Raw genomic sequence first — 4,712 nt, forward strand, 5'->3', positions numbered from 1 at the left:
CCCGCCGCAACCTGTCCGGCTACCTCGCTCGCGTGGCCGAACGCACCCAGTGGTGAACGCCCCGCGACCGCCATCCAGTCTCATCGCCCCCTATACGCCGAAGGAGTCCATCCCATGACCCACACGAGCCACGCCGACCGGCCGGGCCAGGCGGTGCCCGAGGGCGCCGTGGATACGGGTCTGCTGCCGCTGGTTCTGGTTGGGCTGCCCGGGTCCGGCAAGACCACGGTGGCGCGGCTGCTGGCCACCGCGCTGGGCGTGCAGGTCACCGACACGGACGCGGAGATTCGCCGCCGCGCCCGCATGACCATCCCGGAGATCTTCGCCGCCGAGGGTGAGGAGGGCTTCCGGGATCGGGAGACCCGCGCCCTGCGGGCCGTGCTGACCGGAGAGGCCGCCGCCCAGGGAGTCGTGGCGCTCGGCGGCGGCGGCGTCCTGCGGGAGGAGAACCGGAGCCTGCTGCGCGGGCACACCGTCGTACACCTGGCGGCCAGCCCCGCCACCGCGGCCGCACACGTCGGCGACGGCGCCGGCCGGCCGCTGGTGAACCCCGCCGGGCGGGCGGCGGACTCCGACGCCACTGCGGCCGCCCAGGATGACATCGCCGCCGATGTGCTGGCCCGCATGGAGAACCTGCATGCGCAGCGCGCCGACCTGTACCAGCGGGTCGCAACCATAACCGTGCCCACCGACGGGCTCACTCCCGAGCAGGTCGCCGCGCTCGTGCTGGTGTCTTTGGGAAGCGCCCCCTCGCGGGCCGCGGCCGCGCTGGCCCCGGCCCGCGGCGCATCCGGGCTGCGCCCCACCGCCCCGCGTCAAGTGCATGAGGGCGGTCGCACCCGCATAACCGTGCCCGGCACCGCCGCGGCCCGTCCCTACGACGTCGTGATCGGCAGCGGGCTGGCGGACGCCGTCACCCAAGCCGTAGCCACCGCCCCCGGAGGCGGCGCGGGCGGGGTGGCGATTGTCCACGCCGACGCGCTGGCCGCCTCTGCCACCGAATATGAGCGGGCGTTGAGGGCGGCCGGGCTGCGCGCCACCCGGATCGAGGTGCCCGGAGGGGAGAGCGCCAAGCACGCGGGCGTGCTCAACCAGATCTGGGAGCAGCTGGGTGCCTTCCGCCTGGGCCGGGACGGCTGCGTCGTGGGCGTGGGCGGTGGGGCCACCACCGACCTGGCCGGCTTCGCCGCCGCCACCTGGCTGCGCGGCGTCCCCGTCGTGCAGGTGCCGACCAGCCTGCTGGCGATGGTGGACGCGGCCGTCGGCGGCAAGACCGGCATTGACACCGACGCCGGCAAGAACCTGGTGGGCGCCTTCCACCCGCCGGCCGCCGTGATCGCCGACCTGGCGGCCCTGGCCACCCTGCCCGAGGCGGAGTTGCGCGCCGGGATGGGGGAGGTCGTCAAGTGCGGGTTCATCGCGGACCCGGTCATCCTGGACCTAGTACTTGCCGCACCCGCCCCGCTGGCCGCCGACTCCCCGGTCATCGCGGAGCTGGTGTCCCGTTCGGTGGCGGTCAAGGCCGCCGTGGTGGGGGAGGACCTGACCGAGGCGGGGCTGCGGGAGATCCTCAACTACGGTCACACCTACGCCCATGCCATTGAGAAGGTCACCGACTACACCTGGCGGCACGGAGAGGCCGTCGCCGTGGGCTGCGTGTTCGCCGCCGAGGTGGCCCACCGTCTGGGCCGGCTCGACGCCGACGCGGTGTCGCTGCACCGGCGCGCCTTCGCCGCGGCCGGGCTGCCGACGGCGTTCCCGCAGGGAGTGGGTTCCTTCGATGCGCTCTGCGCCGCCATGACGTCGGACAAGAAGGTGCGCGCCGGCAGGCTGCGCATGGTGCTGCTGGATGACATCGCTCAACCGGTGCGCGGAGTGGAGCCCGACCTGGAGGTGCTGCGGGCCGCCCACGACGCGGTCACCGCCCCGTCCGCCAGCCCTGCGGCGGTTGCGGAGGGGCGCGCATGAATCCGGCGCGCGTGGTGCTGCTCGGTGCCCCCGGCGCGGGCTGCAGCAGTGTGGGTCGCGCCCTGGCGAACGCCACCGGGCTGCCGCTGTACGACGTCGGGCAGGAGACGGCCGCGGCACTGGGCACCCTGCCCGAACTCGCCCTGGTGGCCGTCCCCGAGGAGCGCTACCGGCGCGCCGAGGCGGCCACCGCACGGCAGACGCTCGGGCAGGCCGCGGCCGGCGCCGTCATCGCCCTCGGTTCAGGGTGTCTGGATGACGACGCTGTGCAGGCCGCTCTCACGCAGGCGCGTGCCGACGGGGCGCATTTGGTACACCTGACCGCCACGCCACGGCGACTGGCCACCCGCAACGGCCTGGACGCACCGCGCTCGGTGGCGCTCGGCAACGTCTATCAGGCGTTCACGCGGATGCTGCGCGAACGGGAGACCGCCTGCGCGCAGGCGGGCGGCGTCGTCGTCGACACCACCGACACCACCCCGGAGCGGGCCGCCGCGCTGGTACTGGAGCAGTTGGCCGACCGGGTGGGCTCGACCCCACGGCGGGCCGAGCCATAGGCTGAACGCATGTATGTGCCGCGGCACTTTGAACTTCCCGAGGACTACGTCACCTCCCTGCTGGACCGACCCCACGTCGGCAACCTGATCACCGTGCACGCCGATGGGCCGGCGGCCACCCTCGTGCCCTTCTACCGGGACGCGGAGCGCAATGCGCTGGTCACCCACCTGGTGCGCAACAACCCGCAGATGCGCGAGCCGATAACGGGCCGCGGCATGGTCATCTTCGACGACGTCGACGCCTATGTCTCGCCCCGCTGGTACGCCACCAACGAGGTCAAGCCGAACGTGCCCACCTGGGACTACATCACCCTGCACGTGCGGGGGCCGGTGCGTATCGATTCCAGCCCCGAGGCGGCGCTGCAGGCGGCACGCAGGCTCACCGAATTGTCCGAGCCGGACGACGTGCTCACCCCCATCGGGGAGGAGAAGTTGGAGCGGATGGCACGGGCGATCGTGGCCGTCGAGGTGGGCATCGAGCAGGTACAGGGAAAGGCGAAGATGAGCCAGAACCGGCACCCCGACGACATCCGCTCGCTCGCCGCGGAGCTGGCCCGCCAGGGGCAGGACCGCATGGCCGAATTCCTGCTGGAGGTCTCCCTGCCGTATGCCGAGCAGCGCTACGCCACGCTCGCCCGCCTGGGCGAAGTACACGCCCTGCGCGAGGACGTCAAGGACATCACCGACTTCCACTAGCCGCCCCACTCGCCGAGGTCGGTTGATCTTACGTACCGAGGTCGGTTGATATGGCGCGGCGGCACGTAGGCCGTGACCGGCATGACAGGCGGCGGCCGGGGGAGTGAACGAGTGATGGCGGTAGGCTTACCCGGTCTAAGACCTCCAGCAATCCTCTAGCGAGTTAGGAACCGCACGTGGCAACGACGAACGACCTGAAGAACGGCATGGTGCTCAACCTGGAGGGCCAGCTGTGGCAGGTAGTCGAGTTCCAGCACGTCAAGCCGGGCAAGGGCCCCGCCTTCGTGCGCACCAAGATCAAGAACGTTCTGTCCGGCAAGACCGTGGACCGGACCTTCAACGCCGGCCTCAAGGTGGAGACCGCCACCGTCGACCGCCGCGACATGCAATTCTCCTACAAGGACGGCGACGACTTCGTCTTCATGGACGTCAAGACCTACGAGCAGACCTACGTGCCCGCCGACGTGGTCGGTGACGCCGCCGACCTCATGCTCGAGGGCCAGGACGTGATCGTCGCCTTCCATGAGGAGGACGTGCTGTTCGTGGAGCTGCCGGCCGCCGTCGTGCTGACCATCTCCCACACCGAGCCGGGTCTGCAGGGCGACCGCTCCTCCGCGGGCACCAAGCCGGCCACCCTGGAGACCGGTGCCGAGATCCAGGTCCCGCTGTTCCTCAACATCGGCGACAAGGTCAAGGTCGACACCCGCTCCCGCTCCTACATCTCCCGCGTCACCGACTGACCGCCGATGACCGAATCCATGCCGGCTGAGCCGGACGCCGCCGAGGAATCACTGGACGACGACGGCGCATCCGCCGCTGCGAGTGGGCACCCCAAGTTCCCGGTCACCGCACGCACTAAGGCGCGGCGGCGCGCCGTGGAGGTGCTCTTCGAGGCCGACCAGCGCGGCCTGCTACAGGGCGACTCCGGGGCGCAGAACCTGCGGGAGCTGGCCGCCGAGCGGGCCTTCCACTCCGCCAACCACACCGAGGCGCCCGCCTATACCCGTCAGGCGCTGGCCGGCGTCGCCGACCACCTGACCGAGATCGACGAGACCATCGAGACCTACTCCCACGGGTGGGTGCTGAGCCGCATGCCGGCCACGGATCGGGCCATCGCGCGCCTGGCCACCTGGGAGATCGTCTGGAACGACGACGTCGACGCGCCGGTGGCCGTCGACGAGGCAATCACCCTCGCCCGCATGCTGTCGACCGATGACTCCCCACGCTTCCTGAACGGGCTGCTGGGGCGCATCAGCGACCTGGCAGATACGCTGCGCTGAGCGGCGTCCGCATCCGCTGCGCCGCCCTCGCGCCTTCCGACCGCGCCGAGAACGGCACAAGTAAACCGGCTCTTCCGGTTTGTGGGTGTGGCGGGTGTTGCCGGAGTGGTGGGCTGGGTGCTGGTGGGTGCGGGGTGTGCACGCGGGCGCCCCGCCGTGGGGCGGAATGTCCAAATTCGGCACTAAGGCTGTCGACGACCGCTGAGGCCGT

The 4,712-nt window shown here is 71.5% G+C and carries 5 protein-coding genes; all 5 read left to right on the forward strand.

What is annotated here, in order from left to right:
• The first annotated feature begins 114 nt into the window (after nucleotides 1–114).
• The 5 genes from aroB to nusB all read left to right on the forward strand — a co-directional run bounded on the left by aroB (nucleotide 115) and on the right by nusB (nucleotide 4,501).
• The gene (gene aroB, locus BN1056_RS12480; protein ID WP_210581676.1) at nucleotides 115–1,968 is read left to right on the forward strand and encodes a 3-dehydroquinate synthase; all 1,854 of its coding nucleotides are present in this window, start codon (nucleotides 115–117) and stop codon (nucleotides 1,966–1,968) included.
• Nucleotides 1,965–2,525, forward strand: coding sequence for a shikimate kinase (locus BN1056_RS12485; RefSeq protein WP_210581679.1), 561 nt, complete (start codon nucleotides 1,965–1,967; stop codon nucleotides 2,523–2,525). The genes aroB and BN1056_RS12485 overlap by 4 nt, the downstream gene beginning before the upstream one ends.
• 9 nt (nucleotides 2,526–2,534) lie before the next feature.
• The gene (locus BN1056_RS12490; protein ID WP_210581681.1) at nucleotides 2,535–3,221 is read left to right on the forward strand and encodes an FMN-binding negative transcriptional regulator; all 687 of its coding nucleotides are present in this window, start codon (nucleotides 2,535–2,537) and stop codon (nucleotides 3,219–3,221) included.
• Nucleotides 3,222–3,397: 176 nt separating this feature from the next.
• On the forward strand, nucleotides 3,398–3,961 hold the full coding sequence (gene efp, locus BN1056_RS12495; protein WP_073331984.1) for an elongation factor P: 564 nt from the start codon (nucleotides 3,398–3,400) through the stop codon (nucleotides 3,959–3,961).
• Between the two features lie 18 nt (nucleotides 3,962–3,979).
• Nucleotides 3,980–4,501: a transcription antitermination factor NusB gene (nusB, locus tag BN1056_RS12500; protein ID WP_210581691.1), complete on the forward strand. Its 522-nt coding sequence runs from the start codon at nucleotides 3,980–3,982 to the stop codon at nucleotides 4,499–4,501.
• Nucleotides 4,502–4,712: the final 211 nt, after the last annotated feature.

Origin of the sequence: Actinomyces succiniciruminis (genome assembly GCF_900002405.1) — a bacterium.
Lineage (GTDB): Bacteria > Actinomycetota > Actinomycetes > Actinomycetales > Actinomycetaceae > Actinomyces > Actinomyces succiniciruminis.